The 20,586-nt window shown below is 61.2% G+C and carries 17 protein-coding genes; 13 read left to right on the top strand and 4 right to left on the bottom strand.

The window, feature by feature from the left end; all coding sequences use genetic code 11:
* Positions 1 to 110: 110 nt before the first annotated feature.
* A complete protein-coding gene (locus QMB98_RS09380; RefSeq protein WP_371685480.1) occupies positions 111 to 1,040 on the bottom strand; it encodes a nucleoside hydrolase in 930 nt (309 codons plus the stop codon).
* 112 nt (positions 1,041 to 1,152) lie between these two features.
* Entirely contained in the window at positions 1,153 to 2,313 is a 1,161-nt protein-coding gene (locus QMB98_RS09375) for a hypothetical protein (protein ID WP_371685479.1), read from the bottom strand.
* A gap of 95 nt (positions 2,314 to 2,408) precedes the next feature.
* Between QMB98_RS09375 and rimP the strand changes: the two genes are divergently transcribed.
* From rimP to truB, 6 genes are all read left to right on the top strand, one after another.
* On the top strand, positions 2,409 to 2,858 hold the full coding sequence (gene rimP / locus QMB98_RS09370; protein ID WP_371685477.1) for a ribosome maturation factor RimP: 450 nt from the start codon (positions 2,409 to 2,411) through the stop codon (positions 2,856 to 2,858).
* Positions 2,859 to 2,866: 8 nt separating this feature from the next.
* The gene (gene nusA / locus QMB98_RS09365; RefSeq protein ID WP_371685476.1) at positions 2,867 to 3,988 is read left to right on the top strand and encodes a transcription termination factor NusA; all 1,122 of its coding nucleotides are present in this window, start codon (positions 2,867 to 2,869) and stop codon (positions 3,986 to 3,988) included.
* 149 nt (positions 3,989 to 4,137) lie between these two features.
* On the top strand, positions 4,138 to 4,422 hold the full coding sequence (locus QMB98_RS09360; protein ID WP_371685474.1) for a YlxR family protein: 285 nt from the start codon (positions 4,138 to 4,140) through the stop codon (positions 4,420 to 4,422).
* A gap of 71 nt (positions 4,423 to 4,493) precedes the next feature.
* On the top strand, positions 4,494 to 7,358 hold the full coding sequence (infB, locus tag QMB98_RS09355; protein ID WP_371685473.1) for a translation initiation factor IF-2: 2,865 nt from the start codon (positions 4,494 to 4,496) through the stop codon (positions 7,356 to 7,358).
* A gap of 63 nt (positions 7,359 to 7,421) precedes the next feature.
* The gene (rbfA, locus tag QMB98_RS09350) at positions 7,422 to 7,859 is read left to right on the top strand and encodes a 30S ribosome-binding factor RbfA (RefSeq protein WP_371685472.1); all 438 of its coding nucleotides are present in this window, start codon (positions 7,422 to 7,424) and stop codon (positions 7,857 to 7,859) included.
* Positions 7,856 to 8,764: a tRNA pseudouridine(55) synthase TruB gene (truB, locus tag QMB98_RS09345; protein ID WP_371685471.1), complete on the top strand. Its 909-nt coding sequence runs from the start codon at positions 7,856 to 7,858 to the stop codon at positions 8,762 to 8,764. The genes rbfA and truB overlap by 4 nt, the downstream gene beginning before the upstream one ends.
* A 107-nt stretch (positions 8,765 to 8,871) precedes the next feature.
* On the opposite strand, the gene QMB98_RS09340 is transcribed toward truB, so the two are convergent.
* Entirely contained in the window at positions 8,872 to 10,098 is a 1,227-nt protein-coding gene (locus QMB98_RS09340) for a CdaR family transcriptional regulator (RefSeq protein WP_371685470.1), read from the bottom strand.
* Between the two features lie 229 nt (positions 10,099 to 10,327).
* Here QMB98_RS09340 and QMB98_RS09335 point away from each other — a divergent pair, with 229 nt between their 5' ends.
* Together QMB98_RS09335 and QMB98_RS09330 are read left to right on the top strand one after the other, a co-directional pair.
* Positions 10,328 to 11,728 (top strand): GntP family permease, encoded by a 1,401-nt coding sequence (locus QMB98_RS09335; protein WP_371685469.1) that lies wholly within the window; start codon positions 10,328 to 10,330, stop codon positions 11,726 to 11,728.
* Between the two features lie 109 nt (positions 11,729 to 11,837).
* Positions 11,838 to 12,998: a glycerate kinase gene (locus QMB98_RS09330; protein ID WP_371685468.1), complete on the top strand. Its 1,161-nt coding sequence runs from the start codon at positions 11,838 to 11,840 to the stop codon at positions 12,996 to 12,998.
* A 96-nt stretch (positions 12,999 to 13,094) separates the two neighbouring features.
* On the opposite strand, the gene QMB98_RS09325 is transcribed toward QMB98_RS09330, so the two are convergent.
* Positions 13,095 to 13,676: a DUF421 domain-containing protein gene (locus QMB98_RS09325; RefSeq protein ID WP_371685467.1), complete on the bottom strand. Its 582-nt coding sequence runs from the start codon at positions 13,674 to 13,676 to the stop codon at positions 13,095 to 13,097.
* 537 nt (positions 13,677 to 14,213) lie between these two features.
* Here QMB98_RS09325 and QMB98_RS09320 point away from each other — a divergent pair.
* The 5 genes from QMB98_RS09320 (at position 14,214) to dapB (ending at position 20,485) form a co-directional block, all read left to right on the top strand.
* The gene (locus tag QMB98_RS09320) at positions 14,214 to 15,236 is read left to right on the top strand and encodes a bifunctional riboflavin kinase/FAD synthetase (protein WP_371685466.1); all 1,023 of its coding nucleotides are present in this window, start codon (positions 14,214 to 14,216) and stop codon (positions 15,234 to 15,236) included.
* 224 nt (positions 15,237 to 15,460) lie between these two features.
* Complete coding sequence (rpsO, locus tag QMB98_RS09315) at positions 15,461 to 15,730, top strand: 30S ribosomal protein S15 (RefSeq protein WP_126702986.1); 270 nt, start codon at positions 15,461 to 15,463, stop codon at positions 15,728 to 15,730.
* A 179-nt stretch (positions 15,731 to 15,909) separates the two neighbouring features.
* Positions 15,910 to 18,228, top strand: coding sequence for a polyribonucleotide nucleotidyltransferase (locus QMB98_RS09310; protein WP_371685465.1), 2,319 nt, complete (start codon positions 15,910 to 15,912; stop codon positions 18,226 to 18,228).
* Positions 18,229 to 18,446: 218 nt separating this feature from the next.
* Positions 18,447 to 19,739, top strand: coding sequence for a M16 family metallopeptidase (locus QMB98_RS09305; protein ID WP_371685464.1), 1,293 nt, complete (start codon positions 18,447 to 18,449; stop codon positions 19,737 to 19,739).
* Positions 19,739 to 20,485, top strand: a complete 747-nt coding sequence (dapB, locus tag QMB98_RS09300) for a 4-hydroxy-tetrahydrodipicolinate reductase (RefSeq protein ID WP_371685463.1) — start codon at positions 19,739 to 19,741, stop codon at positions 20,483 to 20,485. Before QMB98_RS09305 ends, dapB begins: the two co-directional genes overlap by 1 nt.
* Positions 20,486 to 20,586 lie beyond the last annotated feature (101 nt).

Genomic DNA, 20,586 nt, shown 5'->3' with positions numbered 1-20,586 from the left:
TTGCTGTGGGCGACTGATGCATGGGCATGCACAGTGCGTAGAGAGTTACGCGCAGAGAAAACTCAGCCTCGAGCGTCTCGATGTGCCTTGGGGTGGCTTGCTTGCCGCTTCTAGAGATTCGCAATCGCACCAATGACGAGATCCCAGAACCTTTCGACATCGATCTCGGTGGCAACGTGGGTGGTTGTGAGGGAGGTGATCCAAGGCCTGCGATCAACGAGAGTCATGCCGGTGGTGTACTCGCCCTGCGTCTCGACCACGATGGGGAGACGTTCTGTTTTCAAGATCGTGGGATCGATGATGTTGGCGAGGGCCACGGGGTCGTGGATCGGGGGAGCGGCAAAGTTCTGCTCTGCCAAATTCGACTGAATGAAGAACGCCATGAGGTCATTAACGAAGTGGGAGATGGGGGAGTTGATGGCTCGGATGCGATCGAGGACCTCCGGTGTCGCCTGAGCATAGTGGGTGACATCGAGCCCCACCATCGTGACCTTCCACGGGGCCGAGAACACGATGCTGGTGGCCTCGGGATCGGTCAGGATGTTGAACTCTGCGGCCGCGGTCGCATTTCCGACACTCATGCCGCCACCCATGAGACTCACTTCCGCTACCCGGGACACGATCTCGGGTTCCTTCTGTACGGCGGCCCCAATGTTCGTCAGTGGCCCCAGCGGCACGAGCGAGATAGTGCCCGGCTCGGACTCCATGATCGTGTCGATGATGAGATTGACGCCGTGTCTCGGGTCAAGATCCATGGTGGGTTTCGGAAGAGTGACACCATCAAGACCGGATTCGCCGTGGATCTCGGGAGAGGTCACGAGGGGACGATCAAGTGGTGCTTCGTGACCGGCAGCAATGGGAACATTGAGGCCAGCGAGAGTGGCTAGACCCAGGGCGTTGCGAGTGACCTTCTCGAGGGTCTGATTCCCGCCAACTGTGGTGATGGCCCTGACGTGAACGTCCGGATGCCCGGCGGCGAGCAGAATCGCCATCGCATCGTCATGTCCCGGATCGCAATCCAAAATGACACTCTTGACCACGTCACTGCTCCCTCGTCGACGACATCCGATACTCAGCAAACTCGGACCCATCTCAACCCTATCGGTTGCAATCGCGTTCCTGGTGGGGCCAGGGTAAGAAAATGAGTGGAGTTTAGCCGCCACTAGAGCCGTCGTTCGGCTCCGACTCCGGAGCGCCAGATGAGGGCGTGGTGGGTTCGGGTGATCCGGACTCCGTGGAGTCGGAATCAGAGACCGGAGGCGTCACCGTGAGGTAGGGGAAATCCTCGATCTCGGCCCGCTGGCCCTCGGTGAGGAACTCGAGGATGGTGGCAACCACCTGGGGGTTCACCGCCATGGTCGAGGTGGGAATGTAGGTAAAGAGTTCCAACGCCACGAGGTTGTACGCCTCGGACTCGAGCCTCGTCGCAGTCTCCGGGCTGGGATCTGCAAGGAACCACTCGGGAAGCGCAGCGAAGGGCTCCCTCGTGTCGGCCATACCGGAATCCAGGATCTCGCTCGTGTAGTCGTTGAGTAGGGCGATGCGGGTCGTGATACGCTCGGGGGAGTCGAGATGAGGGGCGGCGGTCTCCAGCCACTGGCGGGCGCGATCCAGCTCCACGAGAGTCGAACTGGACGCGAGATCGGCGACCTGCTTGGAGGTCAGGGGCTCAACGGTCAGTCCCTCGTTCGGCGCTGCCGTGTCCGCATCACCATCCGCGGCCTGTTCCTCGGTCGTTTCAGCCTCACCCTCTGGGTCGGCCACGTCCTCGTTGCTCGCAACGTCCTCCGAGGCCGAGTCACCTTCCGTGCTCTGGTCCTCTCCCGCTGCCGGGTCCGTCCCTGTTGCCTGCGCAACGAGGGCCTCGTAGGCAACCTGCTGGCGGATGAGGATGGAGGCGTAGAGAGCTGCGTCCGCCGGATCGCCCTCCTCGAGAGCAACGCGCGTTGCCTCAATGGAGGTGGCGAGAAGGTCGGTCAGGTCCGCGCTCGAGACCGCAGGGATCGGGGGATTGGTTGCTCCCTCGGGGGCGCCGTCGGGCCAGGGAAGCCAGATGCCACCAACGGCCTCCAGGTGCTCGGACGCCATCGTGGCGAGCTCCTCGTTACCCTGAGAGCCTGCCACCTCCGCCACGTGCTCGTAGGCGATCGCAGCGTCTTGGCGTGCCACCTCGTCCGCGCTCGCGGCCGGTGGCTCCTCGGGACCGGAATCCAGTCTCGTGCCGAATACGACCATGGCGAGAACAAAGATGGCGATGCCAATGGCTACGGCTAGCGCGAATGCTGGTTTGCTGAGCCCTTCTCGATTGGTCATGGCTCAATCTTGCCACAGTGAGCCGAAGCGGATTGTGTCGAATATGTGTGTGCCAGGGTGTGCTCTCGTGAGGTGTGCCAGGTAACCTGTAAGATATGAATGACGTCAAAGACCTCCATGAGGTGCTTGCTCCCGTGGTGGAGCAGGTTGGCCTGTACCTGGAAGAAGTAGAACTCAAGCCCGCGGGTAAGCGCACGCTCCTACGGGTCACAGTGGATCTCCCAGACGGTCCCGGCGGGGTCGACTCCGATCAGTTGGTTGACGTCACCCGGGAAGTCTCGGCCTTCCTTGACGAATCACCCGAGGCGCCGAAGGGGCAGTACGTTCTTGAGGTCTCGACCCCCGGTGCTACCCGGAAGCTGACCACCCCGCGCCACTTCCGCCGCGCTGAGGGCAGAAAAGTTGTGTTGAACACGGCCGCAGGCGAAGTTACGGGCCATGTGGAATCTGTCGAAGGCGATACACTGACCATCAGTAGTGGTGGACACACGTCCGAGATTGCAATCTCGGACGTTACCAATGCCCGCATGGAAGTCGAACTCTAGGAGCATCCGTGGATATTCAGATGAGCGAACTGCGAATCGTCGAAGCAGAGCTCGGAATCAGCGTTGACGTTCTCGTCGGTGCAATCGAAGACGCGCTCCTGCACGCTTACCATCGTGTACCGGGAGCAATTGATCAGGCTCGTGTCGAGCTGGACCGCAACTCCGGCAAGGCTACCGTGTGGGCTGTCGAGTTGGACGACGATGGCAACCAGGTCGGCGAGTTCGACGACACCCCCAACGACTTTGGTCGCATCGCGACCTCCACGGCGCGTTCGATCATCGCTCAGCGCCTGCGCGACGCCGAAGCAGATCGCGTTCTCGGTTCCTTCAAGGGCAAGCAGGGCTCCGTCGTGTCCGGCGTTGTCCAGGCGGCACCGCCCCGCTCCAACCCCGATGACATCTACGTCAACGTTGGTGAGCACGAGGCCATCCTCCGAAAGGACGAGCAGGTCCACACCGAACGCTTCCGTCACGGCGACCGCCTCCGCGCCTACGTCGTTGACGTGTCCGTTGGCCACCGCGGCGCTACCGTGCGCCTTTCCCGTTCGCACCCGGAACTCGTGCGACGCCTCTTTGAGGCTGAGGTTCCCGAGATCGAGGGTGGCGACGTTGAGATCGTTGCCCTTGCTCGCGAGGCCGGCCACCGCACCAAGCTTGCCGTGTGGAGCGCGGATGAGTCCCTCAACGCGAAGGGCGCCTGCATCGGCCACAACGGACAGCGCGTCCGGGCCGTCATGGAGGAGCTGAACGGCGAGAAGATCGACATCGTCGACTACGACGACGATCCCGCACGCTTTATTGCGGCCTCCCTGTCGCCCGCGAAGGTCAGCCACGTCGACATCCTGTCCATGGACAACCGTCAGGCTCGCGCCGTCGTTCCCGACGATCAGGCATCGCTCGCGATCGGCAAGGAAGCACAGAACGTGCGCCTCGCTGCGAAGCTGACCGGATGGTCCATCGACATCCGCAAGGAGTCCGAGATCCTCGCTGCTCGCGCCGAGGCTGAAGCCGCGGCGGCCCGCAGGGCAGCCGAGGAGGCCGCTCTTGAAGATGCCGAGGACGACGAAGATTACGACGGGGATATCGACGATTCTCCGGTGGAAACCGACTCCGATAACGGTGAAAACTAACCCTGACGTCGGTGAAAACCGTTTCCGATAACTGAGATCTCACACACCATGCACGCAAACTGGTTGGTTTGTGGGCTGGAATTGATAGAATGTTAGACGGTTTGCGTCGCTAACTGGATGGACGAGTGTTGACACATATTCCTCAACGCATGTGCATTGCATGCCGGCAACGCGAACCACGATCCGTCCTCATCCGACTCGTGGCGCAGCAAGACAAGCTTGTTGTTGACGTCGAGAAGAATCTCCCGGGACGAGGTGCGTGGCTACATCGTCGCCGCGACTGCCTAAACAAGATGCTGAAGACACGGTCGTACGCTCGCCTACAGGCGACCGACACGACCGCGGTGACAGACTGGTTTGATCATGGCTCAACCGGAGCCGAAGAACACGAAGCGACGAAGAAAGCGGGTAGAGAGCCGATGGGCGCCCGATGAGTACCCAGCGATGAGCTGCCAGCAATAACGGGTCTGTCGCAACATGCGCGGACCCCACACGAAGGAGAAATGTGGCAAAAGTCCGCGTCTACCAACTCGCCAAAGAGCTTGGTATCCAGAGCAAGGAACTGCTCTCGTACCTGGCCGATGCCGGTGAGTTTGTAAAATCTGCGTCATCGACGCTTGAGCCTCCCGTTGAGATGAAGGCTCGCAATCACTATGGCAAGAAGTCGGACACGACTTCCGCCCCGGCTGCTCCGAAGCAGTCCACCCAGGCTCCGAAGCCTGGTCCCAAGCCGGCACAAACCGACGCGAAGCCTGCCGACACGCAGGCACCCAAGCCCGGCCCGAAGGCAACGCCGAAGCCGGCTGCACCCAAGCAAGAAACGTCTCAGCAGGACGCTCCCGTAGCGAAGCCCGCTACCGCCGAGGCTCCCAAGGCCCGCGCAGCTAAGCCCGGGCCCGCGAAGCCAGCCCAGCAGGCATCCGCTCCGCAGGCTCCTGCTGCTACCCCGGCACCGGCCGCTTCGGCCAAGCCCGGACCCCGCCCCGCGGCCCCGAAGCCGGGACCGAAGGCGAACGCTCAGCGCGGTCAGCGCGGCGGCAATACCGGTGGTGGCAAGGGCGGTCCCCGCCCCGGCAACAACCCGTTTGCATCGAACCAGGGCATGCCTCGCCCCGGTGGTGGCAAGGGCGGTCCCCGCCCCGGCAACAACCCGTTTGCTTCCAACCAGGGCATGCCTCGCCCCGGTGGCGGATCTGGCAACAAGACTCAGGGCGGCGCACCCCGTCCCGGTGGTGGCAACGCTGGCCGTGGCGGCCCGCGCCCCTCGCCGGCCATGATGCCCGGCCAGTCCGCACTCGCGAACAACACCAAGGGTGGCGGTCGCGGTGGTCGCGGCGGTCGTCCCGGTCCTAACCGTGGCGGAGCCCCCGGTGGCGCACCCGCGGGTGCTCCCGGTGCAGGCGGTCCTAACAAGGGCGGTCGTCCTCAGCGCGGCGGTACCGCTGGCGCATTCGGTCGCGGTGGCGGTCGTCCCGGTAAGGGGCGGAAGTCGAAGCGTGCGAAGCGTCAAGAGTACGAGCAGCAGCATTCGCCGATGGTGGGTGGTGTCCGCGTCCCCCGCGGCGATGGCTCCACCGTCATCCGTGTCCGTTCCGGCGCGTCCCTTGCGGACTTTGCCGAGAAGATTCAGGTCGATCCCGCAGCACTCGTGACAGTCATGATCACCATGGGTGAGATGGTCACGGCCAACCAGTCGCTGGACGAAGAGACGTTCAAGCTGCTGGGTGCCGAACTGGGTTACGACATCCAGATCCTGTCTGCAGAGGACGAGGATCGTGAGATTCTCGAGTCCTTCAACATTGATCTTGAGGCCGAAGAGGCCGACGAGGACGATGCTGATCTGCTCCCGCGTCCCCCGGTTGTCACCGTCATGGGTCACGTCGACCACGGTAAGACCCGCCTTCTTGACGCCATCCGTCAGGAAGAGGTCGCGGCCGGCGAGGCCGGCGGCATCACCCAGCGCATCGGTGCCTACCAGGTGTCCGTTGAGCACGACGGTGAAGAGCGCGCTATCACGTTCATCGATACCCCGGGCCACGAGGCGTTCACGCAGATGCGTGCCCGTGGTGCCGAGGTCACCGACATCGCGATCCTCGTTGTCGCCGCTAACGACGGCGTCATGCCGCAGACCATTGAGGCACTCAACCACGCACAGGCTGCTGGCGTGCCGATCGTGGTCGCCGTGAACAAGATCGACGTCGAGGGTGCTTCCCCGGACAAGGTTCGTGGACAGCTCACCGAGTACGGTCTCGTTGCCGAAGAGTACGGCGGCGATACCATGTTCGTTGACGTCTCTGCTAAGCAGGGGCTGCACATTGAGGAACTACTCGAGGCTGTCCTGCTGACCGCGGACGCCGCCCTCGAGCTCACCGCCAACCCGAATAAGCCCGCTCGCGGCGTCGCCATCGAGGCGAAGCTCGACACCGGTCGCGGTTCCGTCATCACGGCCCTCGTCCAGTCCGGTACCCTGCGCGTCGGCGACGCCCTCGTTGCAGGTTCCGCACACGGTACCGTCCGAGCCATGTTCGACGACAAGGGCAACAACGTGGATGAGGCAGGCCCGTCGGCTCCCGTCCAGGTTCTTGGCCTTACGTCAGTTCCGAGCGCAGGCGACGGCTTCCTCGTTGCTGACGATTCGCGTCAGGCTCGCCAGATCGCCGACAAGCGTGAGGCAGCCAAGCGTGCAGCAACTCTCGCGAAGCGCCGCAAGCGCATCTCGCTTGAGGACTTCAACGAGGCACTCAAGGCCGGCCAGGTCGAGACCCTCAACCTCATCATCAAGGGTGACTCCTCCGGTACTGTCGAGGCTCTCGAGTCCTCGCTGCTCGAACTGGAAGTGTCGGATGAAGTGGCGCTCAACATCATTCACCGTGGTGTTGGTGCGATCACCCAGAACGACGTCAACCTCGCAACGGTCGACTCGGCCGTCATCATCGGATTCAACGTGCGCCCCGCGGAACGCGTGGCAGACTACGCGGATTCCGAGGGTGTGGAGATGAAGTTCTACTCCGTCATCTACGACGCCATCGACGATGTCGAATCTGCCCTCAAGGGTATGCTCAAGCCCATCTACGAAGAGGTCCAGCTCGGTACCGCGGAGATCCGTCAGATCTTCCGTTCCGGCAAGTTTGGCAACATCGCCGGCTCCATGGTTACCTCCGGCACGATCAAGCGCGGCACCAACGCCCGCCTGGTCCGCGATGGTGTTGTCATCACCCCGAATCTCGAGATCGTCTCTCTCCGTCGCGAGAAGGATGACGTCACCGAGGTCCGTGAAGGCTTCGAGTGTGGTATCACCCTCGGCCACAAGGACATCGCGGTTGGCGACATCATCGAGACGTTCGAGATGCAGGAAAAGCCCCGCGACTAATCTCGCGACTATTGCACAGGCAGGTGGGCCCCTCGGGGCCCACCCCTGGGAATCAGGAAAACCATGGCTGAGAACCCTCGCGCCCGCAAGGTAGCCGACCGGATCCACGAGATCGTGGCCGTCATGATCGATCGCAAGCTCAAGGACCCGCGCCTGGGCATGGTGACCGTGACTGATGTGCGCGTAACCGGAGATCTGCAGAACGCGACTATCTTCTACACCGTCCTCGGTAACGAGGCGGACCTGCGTTCGTCAGGTTCGGCTCTTGAGTCCGCCAAGGGCATGATCCGTTCCGAGGTGGGCAAGCAGCTGAGCCTGCGTCTCACCCCAACAATCGAATTCGTTGCTGACGCACTTCCCGTGACGGCACAAAGCATCGAGGATGCTCTCATTGCCGCTCGTGTGCGGGATGCTGAGCTGGCACGGCAGCGCGAAGGCGCCGCCCCCGCCGGTGACGCCGACCCGTACAAGAAGCCGAACGACGCTGAAGACAGCGAATGATTGACGTTCCTCGGGGAGCTCAGCCGGCCCCGTCCGGCATCCTCGTCGTCAATAAGCCCGCCGCTGCCACCTCTCACGATGTGGTGGCGGCGGTTCGCCGTCTCGCTGCCACCCGCAAGGTCGGCCACGCCGGCACCCTCGACCCTGCCGCAACGGGTGTTCTTGTTCTTGGCATTGGTGCCGGCACGAAGCTCCTCACATACCTGTCGGGAGCCGATAAGGACTACGAGTCCAGATTCCGTCTCGGTCAGGAAACTGACACGGAGGATGCTGACGGCCAAATTCTCTCCACGCCCGGTATTGCCGCGACCGATGAAGAAATCGATGCCGCACTGCGGGCTCTCAACGGCACAATCCACCAGGTGCCGTCCGCGTACTCCGCCAAGAAAATCGACGGGAAGCGCGCCTACAACCTCGCTCGGGCGGGAGAAATGGTTGAGCTCAAGGCGGTCCCCGTCACCATCGACCGGCTCGAGCGGACGGGCCCGGTTAGCCGACACGATAACCTCGCTGACTTCGATATCGAAGTCACCTGCTCGACCGGTACTTACGTCCGTGCCCTCGCCCGGCAAACTGGCCAGCTACTCGGCAGCGAAGGCCACATCACTCAACTTCGTCGTACGAGAGTTGGTGGCTTCACCCTCCAGGAAGCATCCACGATCAAAGAACTCAGTGCTCAAGCCGAACAGGGCGCGATTGAGGTGGTGGGGATGGCGGAGGCCGCGAAGCGCTCCATGCCCCATGTCGAAATCTCCGCGGAACAGGAGCAAGCGGCGAGATACGGGCAGTTCATCACGGTCGAAGCCGACTCGTTCCCGCTTGCGTTGATCCGCGATGATCGTCTCGTTGCCATCGGAACCCGGCGCGGCGACCAGGTCGGTCCCGCAACCGTTTTTCAAGTCTGAACCAAACCGAACCTACTGAGGTCCGTCTGAGTTTGATGGTGACTGGAATACTCGGTGGACTGTCTCGTTCTTGGAGGAAAGCTGAGCCCAGTCGCGAATCCACTGCACTAGGCCAGCGGTTGTGGCTCACCGGTGGAATCCTGAGTCAAGTGGAGGGCGAGCCACAGAATCGATGCATCGGAGGTCCGGCGCGGATCAAGGCCCGTCAGCTCGGTTAGCTTGTTGAGCCTGCCGGTGAGCGTGTTCTTGTGAATGAATAGGAGTTGTGCCGCGTGAGAGAGAGCGCCGTTCGTATCGAAATAGGCTTGCAAGGAACGGAGAGTATCGTCGCGTGACTCCGCTGGAATTCCGCCAAAGACACGGGAAATAAAAGACAGGCGTTCGCGTTCTGGGATTGAAGCAAGGAGAATCTCGAGGGTGAGCTGATCGTAACGGTGCACATCCACAGCGGACCTTGTGCCGTAACTTAATGCTCGCTCGGCCTGGGACATGGCTTCGGGAGCCGGAGCGTCGCCGCTCGAGATACCGACAACAAGGCGCATCGGTGATGTGCTCCGCACATGTTCCGCCGTGTTCTCGAGACCCTCAACGATCGCAGTGAGGAACCCGTCGGAATCAAAACTTTCATTGGTTTCGTGCTCGTGCGTCGAGCCGGATTGTTGATTCGTAGTGTCATCTGTGCAGGGGAAGAGCATGACGATGCGGGAATCGAGGAGGGCGGTGGTGGCACCAAGGCGGCGTGCCCTCTCCGTGGCCAGTTCGCTGATCCGATCAACCTCCGCCTGCCGGGTGGCGATCATCGTGTGGGCACCCATGGGGGAGCGGTGGAGAACCTGAGCGGTGGCAACGATGTAGTGCGATCGGACGTCAATATCGAAGTCACCGCCTTCGGTGACCAGCTCCCTTGTCACCTCCCGTGCGTCTCGGAGCCACGCTTGGAGGAACCGCGTATAGGAACGGCCGTGGCGCTGCGCCCTTTCTCTTGACAGCGTCTCGCGTAGAAGAATCTCCGTCATCTTCTGCAACACATGGGCGGGAGTCGTGAATGTTGCTGGGTTTCCCGTAATTCCGAGTACTCCCGCGATTCTTCCCTCCACCCAGATCGGTAAGTTCAGTCCCGGACGCACGCCTGGGATCTTGTCAGTGGGGCGGATAATGAGCCGGTCGAGCTCCTCGACAACAATGCGCTCTGCGCCGAGGTGATGATTGCCAACGCGATTGGGGTCGGTGCTCGCAATGATGATCGCGGACTGATCCATGAGGTTGACGTCCTCACCCAACACGTCGCTGATCTCGGTGACGATCCGCTGCGCGTTCTCCAATGAAATCTGCATAATGTCCCATCCCCAGTAGCGCCCTGTTATGACTATTCGGCCCTGCACAACCCGTTCTACGCCCCGTTGTGGAAGATACTCAAGCCCACTGACCAATAACCATAGCCGCTTATGGTCTGGAGCACATAGTAATTAAGAAATTCAGGTCTGGGGAACGTCGACAATATGAACGGGATGCTCCTATGGTTTGTCTGTATATTCCCTGAAGGTCTCAAGCAAAGGAGCTGACATGACCGGAATACCTTTGATCCTCGTTCTTGTTGCGGAGATCATCATCATGATCGCCATGATCTCCATCTGGAAGGTTCACCCCTTCATTTCCATCATGCTTGTCGCCCTCACATTCGGGCTCATCGGCGGCATTCCCCTCGTTGACCGGAAGGTCGATGGGGAAGTGGTGGAGCAGGGCATCGCCACCGTCATCGGGCAAGGCTTCTCGGGAACGTTTACCTCGATCGGCATCGTCATCATCCTCGGTGCCCTTATCGGCCTCGTTCTGGAGAAGACCGGTGCCGCCTTCCAGATCGCTGACGCGATCGTGCGCGTGATCGGAAAGAAACGCCCCGTCCTTGCCACGCAGCTCATGGGCTGGGTCGTCTCCATTCCCGTCTTCTGTGATTCCGGATTCGTGATCCTCAACCCGATAAGGCGGGCACTCGCACGCAGGACCGCAACTTCATCGGTGGCCATGACCGTGGCACTCTCGGCGGGTCTGTACACGGCTCATGTGTTCATTCCTCCCACCCCGGGCCCGATCGCTGCCGCGAACAACTTGGGCGTTGGCAACAACCTGCTGCTGGTCATGGGTATCGGCCTTCTTGTCTCGATCCCGGCTCTCATCGTGTCCTACTTCTTCGCCCTCTACATCGGTAAGCACATCAGGTCGACGGAAGACGAGATCATCGAGGACGAGGCCATTCTCGAGGTCGCGTACGAGGAGCTCCGAACCACCTACGGCAAACTCCCCTCAATCGGTGCATCCTTTGCCCCAATCGTTGTCCCAATTCTTCTCCTCGCACTCGGCTCGATCGGCTCGGTTCTCAAGTGGGACGGATTCCTAGGTGACATTGTCGGATTCTTCGGCACCCCCGTCATCGCACTCGCGGTCGGCGTGATCTTCGCTGCCATCACTATCGCGACTGTCGGTAAGGGCAACCAGATGTACGTCATCACGGATGAAACGCTCCGCACGGTCGGCCCGATTCTCTTCATCACCGCCGCCGGTGGTGTGCTCGGCAAGGTCATTTCCTCCACCGACGTCGTTGTCTACATCGAGGACAATGCGACGAGCTTTGCCTCGGTTGGCCTTTTCTTCCCGTTCCTCATCTCCGCTATTCTCAAGACCGCGCAAGGTTCCTCCACGGTTGCACTCGTGACCACCGCGGGTATTGTTGCTCCGCTCCTGCCCACCCTGGGATTGGAAACTCCGCTCCAGATCACGCTGGCGGTTATGGCGATCGCGGCGGGTGCGATGACGGTGTCGCATGCGAACGACTCCTACTTCTGGGTGGTCATCCAGTTCGGTGGTATGACGCCCCAGCAGGGTTACCGCACCCAGACTATGGTGACGGGTCTCATGGGTGTGACGTCGATTATCTTCATCTGGATCCTGGGACTGTTCATCATCTAGTGACCGATGCCAAACTAGTAGCCCAAAAAAGAGTTACTGCGGGTGGGCGGGGCCATCGACAGCCACAAGCTGACACCCGGCCCCGCCTACCTGCACATCGAGAAAGAACATGCTCGTGAAGAACATCGTCGTCATTCCCGACTCGTTCAAAGGAGCCGTGACCTCCTCGGAAGCCTGTGCGGCGATCACCGAAGGCCTCCGCCAGGTCCTCCCCGATGCTGTTATCACGCAAATCCCGGTAGCCGATGGGGGAGAGGGCACCGTTGATGCCATGCTGGCAGCCGGCACCGGCCGCAGCATCACCGCGCAAGTGTGCGGTGTCTTTCCCGGGGAATCGATCAATGCCACCTACGGAATCCTCGATTCGGCTGATGATACTGCAACCGCGGTGGTGGAGATGGCGGCGTGCGCCGGCCTTCCGCTTGCCGAAGGTAGAAAGAGCGCTGGCACGACAACGACCTACGGAGTGGGTGAACTCATTGCTCACGCAATCAAAGGTGGCTCCAAGAACGTCATTGTCGGAGCCGGTGGGAGCGCCACCACAGATTTGGGATGCGGGGCGGCTGCCGCTCTCGGCGTCCGGTTCTATAACGGGTCGGATGAGGAGTTTGTTCCCGTCGGCGCCACGCTCACAGACGTGGCCCGTATCGATGCCACCGGCGCGGAAGAGATTCTCTCCGGTATCTCCGTCACCGTCATGTGCGACATCGACAATCCTCTTGCCGGCCCCAACGGTGCCGCCTATGTCTTCGGTCCCCAAAAGGGAGCCGATCCCGACACGGTGAAAGAGCTGGATTCCGGGCTTATCCACGTGGCCGATATCATCAAACGCGATCTCGATATCGATATCGCCCAGGTCCCCGGAGCGGGTGCCGCCGGGGGACTTGGTGGAGGCCTTCTTGCTTTCACCGGCGCCGAGCTCCGGCCCGGAATTGATACCCTCCTCGAAGCCGTATGCTTTACCGACATCATCAAGGACGCGGACCTCATCATCACGGGCGAAGGCCAGATCGACGGCCAGTCCCTGTCGGGAAAGGTGCCGGTAGGAGTATCCCGCTGGGCAGTCAAGCATCGCGGACCCGTCCTCCCCGTCGTGGTCCTTGCAGGATCCATTGGCGAGGGGATCGACGACGTCTACGCCGAGGGTGTTACCGCCGTGTTCCCCATAGCTCGGCGCCCCGGTTCCCTTTCGGAAGCGATAGCGCACACTGCCGAAAACCTCACCGCCACCGCGAAGGATGTTGCCCGGCTAACGGCTTTCCTCACGTAGGATCGGTTATCTTCGGCGACAAGTGAGTTCTCGGTGGAGCGGTTATTCCGGCGAAGTATTTGGTCGTGACCTCTAGCGCCCAACTAACGTCTGTCACTAGATGGCGTTAGCTTCTTTGGTCCAGCGGATCAGGTCGCGCGGGATCTTTTCCTTGCCGATCACGTCGTCGACAAGGCCGTGATCGATGAGCCGGTCCGAGGTCAGGATTGAGATTGCGCCGGTCGGTTCGAGGATGATCGCCGAGATCTGATCGTTGGATTGGATGCCCGCCAGGCGGAGCTTTGACTGGAGTTCGTCACGACTGATTCGGGTCTTCCGAAGCACATCCTCGAGGGGCTTCGATCCGGCATACAGCAAAATCGGCTGGTTGTTTACCCAGTACTCGCCACGCTTCGTGTGGGCGATCTGTCCGATCGTTCCCTGTAGAGCAACAAGTGTCAGGAAAGCGATGATGCCGGTTGTGAGGGTGGGGCCCGGACCCAGGGTGGCACGTCCGATAATGGCGCCGAAGATGATTCCCGCCAGCATGTCGAAGCTCGTTAAGCCCGTGAGCACTCGAGCACCAAGTATTCGTGACATGAGAATGACAAGAAGGTACATGACGGTCGTGGCGATAATTGTCGCCAGCGCACCTTCCGGGGTAATAAACAGCCATTCCAACAGAATCTCGGTATCCATAGAACAAGCTTGCCAAATCCCAAGCTGATCAACCGAGAAAAGGAGAAAACAGACACAGGCAGGTGTTTTCGTTGGATATCGTATAGGGAGAGATGGCGGTCGTTGGAAGAAGCAAAACAAGGGCCCGCAAGTCCTGCGGAAGCACGGACCGGATGACGTACGAGGGACCGGATTACCGGATGGCCAGTCGAACGGCCAGTGGAATGCTAGTACTGCGGGCCGATGTTGACAGTGTTGCAGAATTTTGCCGTGCGTCACCTACGTCCCTGTTTCTCCAAGCGCATACGGTTCCGCCTCGGTGGGTGGATCGACGTAGACTGTGGCCATGAGTCAAACCTGTGCATGTGGAAAGCGCGAAGTATCGGTAGCATCCAGCGGATGTGGCTGTGGAGGTCACGGTCACGCCCACGGTGGCGGCCACGGTCATTCCCACCAGGGTGGCGGTTGCGGATGCGGCGATCACAGACGAACCGTTGACCCGAACATTGTGGACCGGTCCGAGGGCCGCCAGCAGCTTGGCCTACGGTCTGGCCGATAATGCAGATTTGGCGACAGCCCAGCGATATTCCCGCTGACCTTTCGGGTTCCGTTGTCACTATTGGCGTGTTTGATGGAGTCCACAAGGGACATCGTGCCGTCATCACCGAAGCGGTCCGGCAAGCCCGCGAGAGGGAACTGCCCTGCATTGTTCTCACCTTCAATCCCCACCCGGCCACCGTTCACAATCCGGGGTTGACGGTCCCACTTGTTATTTCTGTCGATGACAGGTTGAGAAGACTCGAGGCCCTCGATGTGGATGTCACCTACCTTCAGCACTACACCCTGGACTACTCCACCGCGACGGCACGGGAGTTTGTGGTCGACCAGCTCCTTGGGCAATTGAAGGCCCGCGCAGTGGTTGTGGGGGAGGATGCTCGCTTCGGCTGGGGTAACGAGGGTGATGTCGAAACGCTCTCCGATCTGGCTGACGAACTGGGCTTCGTCGCGACCGTGGTGCGGGATCTGAGGGATGATTCGGGACGCCGCTGGTCGTCAACCTGGCTCAGGGAAATTCTCGACCGCGGAGACGTTAGGGCCGCAACGAAGGTTTTGGGACGCCTGCACCGATTGCGTGGGGAAGTGGTACACGGGCACAAGCGCGGCCGCGAACTCGGCTTCCCAACAGCTAACCTCCAAGCATCCTCCGCCGGTGTTGTGCCGAAGGATGGGGTGTATGCCGGGTGGCTGGTACGTACCGTCCCGGGAACGAAGGCGGTCGAGAACCTGCCCGCCGCGATTTCGATTGGCACGAATCCACAGTTCAACGGCGAGGGGCGTACCGTGGAAGCACACGTCCTGGGGAGGGCGGATCTGGACCTGTACGGTGAGAAGGTTGCGATCGATCTTGTCTCGTACCTGCGTCCCATGGTCTCGTTCAATTCCGTTGAGGAACTGTTGGAACGCATGGACGAGGATTTGCGTCAGACCGCTCTCGCTCTCGGAGTGCCCGTCAGCGGCCGCGTCGATCCCAGCGAGGTCACGGCGGGCTCCGACGAACTCGAATCCGCTGATATCGACTAGAGCGGACATGCCGAAGTCCGCCAGGACACAATCCCAGACGGCATTTGTCCTGATTGGCGGGGTCGTGGGGGAGTGGCTTCGTAGTGAAGGTCACCGAATCCCGCAGGGAGCCCGATGTGGCAACGTGCTAAGCTAGCTAAGCCGTTAGATCGGCCACGGACGCGTCATGCCCGGGAGAATAGGCCCCGGAGCTCTGTGCAACGGATAAGAAAGATGGAGAATCAATGGCTCTCTCAGCTGAAAAGAAGCAGCAGATCATCAAGGAATATGCCACCCACGAGGGTGACACTGGTTCGCCCGAGGTGCAGGTTGCGCTTCTCTCGCAACGCATCAACGACCTGACGGAGCACTTCCGTTCGCACAAGCACGATCACCACTCACGTCGTGGTCTCATGCTGCTGATCGGTCAGCGCAAGCGCCTCCTCAAGTACCTGGCTGACGAAGATATTGAGCGCTACCGCGCTCTGATCGCTCGTCTCGGCTTGCGTCGATAAGTTTACCGGCCCGGACCAACTGGTCCGGGCCAACCGCTGTCTAGGCACAGCACACTCAAAGAAGAAAAAAGAAGAAATACCGGGGAATCAGGCGACTGGTCTTCGGTTGTGGACTACGGAACTCAGGTCCGTGGCTGACAATCGATGACCGTTACCGGCCCCATGAAGAAAGAGGAACCATGGAAGGTCCCGACGTTAAATACTCAGAAGCAATTATTGACAATGGTGCGTTCGGCACCCGCACGATTCGTTTCGAAACCGGGCTTCTTGCCCGCCAGGCCGCAGGCTCTGCCATGGCCTACCTCGATGGTGAGACCGCCATCCTGTCCGCCACCGCCGTCTCGAAGGCACCGAAGGATCACTTCGATTTCTTCCCGCTGACCGTTGACGTTGAGGAGCGCTCCTACGCCGCTGGCCGCATCCCCGGATCGTTCTTCCGCCGCGAAGGACGCCCCGGCACCGACGCCATCTTGGCATGCCGCCTGATTGACCGCCCGCTCCGCCCCGCATTCGTCAAGGGCCTGCGTAACGAGGTCCAGGTTGTTGCGACTGTCATGGCCGTGCACCCCGACGATGCGTACGACGTTCTCGCCATCAACGCAGCCTCCATGTCCACCACCCTGTCCGGTCTGCCCTTTTCGGGCCCGATCGGAGGAGTGCGCATCGCCCTGATCGACGGCCAGTGGGTTGCATTCCCGCGCTTCTCCGACCTGCCCCGCGCCACCTTCACCATGGTGGTTGCCGGTCGCATCGTCGGTGACGATGTTGCCGTCATGATGGTTGAGGCCGAGGCCGGCGAGTACGCATGGGATCTGATTGCCGATGGTGCTCAGGCTCCGAGCGAGGAAACCGTTGCCGAGGGCCTCGAGGCCGCCAAGACCTTCATCCGCGTTCTCTGCGAGGCGCAGCAGGAGCTCGTTGACGAGGCCGGTAAGGAAACCCAGGACTACCCGCTGTTCCTGCCCTACTCGGACGAGCAGTTCGAGCGTGTTGAGAAGCAGATCGGTGATCGCCTGAGCCCGATCCTCGAGATCGTTGGCAAGGCAGAGCGCGACGATGCTCTGAACGAGCTCACCACCCACGTGGTTGCTGAGCTGTCGAAGGACTACCCGGAGGGCGAGGGTGAGCTTGCTGCCGCCGTGAACTCGGTCTTCAAGAAGCAGATGCGTCACCGCGTCCTCACCGACGGCGTACGCATGGACGGCCGTCAGCCCGCCGAGATCCGTTCGATCACCGCGGAGACGAACGTTCTGCCCCGCGTGCACGGCTCCGCACTGTTCCAGCGTGGCGAGACCCAGATCCTTGGTGTCACGACCCTCAACATGCTGAAGATGGAGCAGCAGCTCGACAACCTCTCCCCGGAGAATGCCAAGCGCTACATGCACCACTACAACTTCCCGCCCTACTCGACCGGTGAGACCGGCCGCGTTGGCTCCCCGAAGCGTCGCGAGATCGGCCACGGCATGCTCGCCGAGCGCGCCCTCGTTCCGGTTCTGCCCTCGCGCGAGGAGTTCCCGTACGCGATCCGTCAGGTGTCCGAGGCTCTCGGCTCCAACGGTTCCACCTCGATGGGCTCCGTCTGCGCATCGACCCTGTCCCTGCTGAACGCCGGTGTGCCCCTGCGTGCATCCGTTGCCGGCATCGCCATGGGCCTCATGTCCGAAGAGATCGACGGTCAGCAGCGCTACGTTGCTCTCACCGACATCCTCGGTGCTGAGGACGCCCTGGGCGACATGGACTTCAAGGTCGCAGGTACCCGCGAGTTCGTGACCGCCATCCAGCTCGACACGAAGCTTGACGGCATCCCGGCTCAGGTGCTCGCAGCGGCCCTCGGTCAGGCACGCGATGCTCGCCTCGCCATCCTCGACATCCTGGACGATGCCATTTCGGTTCCGGACGAGATGAACGAGACCGCTCCCCGCATCATCACCATCAAGATCCCCGTTGACAAGATCGGCGAGGTCATCGGTCCCAAGGGCAAGATGATCAACCAGATCCAGGAGGATACTGGCGCTGACATCTCGATCGAGGACGACGGTTCGGTCTTCGTTGGTGCAACCACCGGCTCAGCCGCTGAGGCGGCCCGCCAGGCCATCAACGCGATCGCCAACCCGACCATGCCCGAGGTGGGCGAACGCTTCGTAGGTACGGTCGTCAAGACCACCTCCTTCGGCGCCTTCGTTTCCCTCACCCCCGGCAAGGACGGCCTCCTCCACATCACCCAGATCCGTCGCATGGTTGGCGGCAAGCGCGTTGAGAACGTCGAAGACGTCCTCAACGTGGGTGACAAGGTTCAGGTTGAGCTCGCAGAGATCGATCAGCGCGGCAAGCTGTCGCTCCACGCTGTCGTCGAGGGCGAAGAAAACCAGGACGAGAACGTCGACGATGCTGAGTCGAACGGCAGCGAGAACGATGCGAACGAGGGCTCTGAGGAGCAGGCGGAGCGCAAGCCCCGCAACCGTCAGCGTCGCCGCACTCGCAAGAACGACGAGGACTAATTCTCGACATCTCAAGAATTCTCACGCTGATTCGGTTCACGCTGGGAACTCTTAACGAGTAGTACTGGGCCGGCCATTCGTGGCCGGCCCACACTGCTACCCGGATGCAGTACGGTTACGGCCCCGGACAGGCAGTCAAGGGTGGCGCTGTTGACCCATGGACGTCGACACCCATACAAGCTTCAAACACCCATACAAGCTTCAACACGTTAGCGAAGATGACATACACAGAAATTCAACTCAACTCCCAGGAACTGGACGTTGAGGATCACGGAGCAAAGCTCCGGCGGACCATCCGTCATGGCATCCGCTTCATGACGGAGAACATCCCGACCCAGCGATCGGTTGCTCTTGGCATGTGGATCGGTGCGGGATCGCGGGACGAGGCACCCGGGCACGAGGGATCGACCCACTTCCTTGAGCACCTTCTGTTCAAGGGCACCCGCACGCGTTCCGCCATCGACATCGCGGAGGAACAGGACTACCTCGGTGGCGACTTCAATGGCATGACGGCGAAGCAGTTCACCTGCTACCACGGACGCGTGTTCCAGGATGATCTGTCGCGTGCGGTCGACCTGCTCGCAGACATGGTCACATCTGCACGCCTCGACGAAAAGGACATGGTGACGGAGCGAGACGTCATTCTCGATGAACTCGCCATGTATGCGGACGATCCGAGCGAGGTCGCCCACGAAGCCCTTCCGGCATCGGTGTTCGGTCAGCACCCGCTGTCCCGTCCGGTCGGTGGCACACCACTGTCCGTCAACGCTCTCGAGCACGGGGCACTGCTGGAACACTACCGTGACCACTACCGTCCCGGTGAGCTCGTTGTGACCGCGGCCGGAGCCGTCGATCACTACGAATTCGTTGAGACAGTTCTTGCGGCACTACGGAAGTACGGCTGGGACCTAGGAGATGGTGAGTTCGTTCCCCGCAGGATCGAGACACCCCTGACGTACAACCTGAGCGATCAGGTCATTGCGCAACGCTCCGAGCAGTCCGTTGTCGTGATCGGCATGCCGGGCATGGTCAACTCCGATCCCGCGAGACCAGCCCTCCTTGCGGCACTGACGATCCTCGGCACCGGGTCTTCTTCCAGGCTTTTCCAGGAGGTCCGCGAGAAGCGCGGCCTCGCATATTCCGCCTACTCGTTCGCCTCCTCCTACGAGACCGGTGGGCTGGTTGCCATGGCGGCACCGACGGCACCGAAGAACACCGACACGGTTGCGGCACTCATGAATGAGACTCTCGATGGGATGGTGGGGACCGTGAAGGAAGCGGAGGTTGAATCCGCCTACCGGAGACTACGTGCGGGTGCCGTGTTCGATGCTGAAGCCGCTCAGCAGCGCATGCTACGCCTCGGACTGGCCGAGCTCTCGACCGGCAAGCTCGTCTCCCTCGATGAGGCACTCCGCAAGCAGCGGGCGGTCTCCAGATCCGACATCGAAGAGGTACTCGAACGCCTGACGCGAAACGACAGAGCCCGGGTCACGGTTGGACCGGTACAGTGATGGGTATGAAGGTAGCAATCATTGGAGCAAAGGGCCGCATGGGACAAGCCATGGCGGCTGGAGTGACGGCAACCGACGACCTTGAGCTCGTCGCCCAGCTGGATGTTGGTGACGACATCACGGCCGAGACCTTAAACGGGGCTGAGGTTGCCATCGAGTTCACGAAGCCATACGCGAGCCTTGCGAACGTTCTCGCGATCATCGATGCTGGAGTGAACCCGGTCGTGGGCACGACGGGATGGACGGACGAGGCACTCGCCCAGGTCGAGGAAGAGCTTGCGACCAAGCCAGAGCTCGGAGCAGTCATCGCCCCGAACTATGCGCTCTCCGCAGTACTCGCCATGACCTTCGCGCAGAAGGCGGCACGCTACTTCGACTCCGCAGAGGTTATCGAACTCCACCACCCGAACAAGGTGGATGCTCCCTCGGGCACGGCACTCACCACCGCCAAGCACATTGCCGAAGCACGCCGCGAGGCAGGCCTGGGCGCCATGCCGGACGCAACCGAAACGGATCCCGATGGCGCTCGCGGAGCCAACATCGATGGTGTCCACGTGCACGCGGTACGACTCAAGGGCTTGACCGCGCACGAAGAGATCGTGTTCGGTAATGCTGGTGAGCAGCTCACCATCCGCACCGACTCCTTCGACCGTGAGTCATTCTGGCCCGGTGTTCTCCTCGCAGTCCGCGAGGTCAAGAACCACCCCGGACTCACCTTCGGACTCGACAAGCTCATGGATCTCTAGATTCACCAGTGCTGACGTCACAGGCTCCGAGGCCATAACGAGATTGATGGCTCTTCATAATTGAGTGTGTAGCGGGCGTTTTGCGCGTCGTGGCATGAAAC

Source organism: Flaviflexus sp. (assembly GCF_041440645.1).
In the GTDB taxonomy this organism is placed as follows: Bacteria; Actinomycetota; Actinomycetes; order Actinomycetales; family Actinomycetaceae; genus Flaviflexus.
The sequence above is the reverse complement of the archived record's forward strand: the minus strand, read 5'-3'. Positions and strand labels throughout refer to the sequence as shown.